The sequence below is a fragment of the Flavobacterium xizangense genome (assembly GCF_054075145.1).
Genome location: NZ_JBSIPG010000142.1, coordinates 1 through 264 on the forward strand (window position 1 = coordinate 1; position 264 = coordinate 264).

1 protein-coding gene is annotated in these 264 nt (G+C 34.5%); it reads left to right on the plus strand.

All coding sequences use genetic code 11. The features are described from left to right. Positions 1-264 (plus strand): outer membrane beta-barrel protein (locus ACWA1B_RS22850; RefSeq protein WP_456910925.1); only part of this gene is annotated, 264 nt, incomplete at both ends.

Here is a 264-nt window from a genome sequence, read left to right on the forward strand (position 1 = left end):
TGATTTCTCAAGTATTAATCAGCAAGGTATTGTGTTCTTATACGATCCTGCAACTAATACAAGTAATCCGATCGATCGCAAAATTACTGTTGCTGCTTTCAACGGACGTATGAACTCTAACTTTAAAGTAAATAAACGTTTAAGTTTCTTAGCTTTCGGATTCTATAGAGGGGCTACAGACGGACTTCAGAACAATAGCCACGAAATGTATAAAATGGATATAGGTACACGTTATACATTGCTAGACAATAAAATGAATTTAAG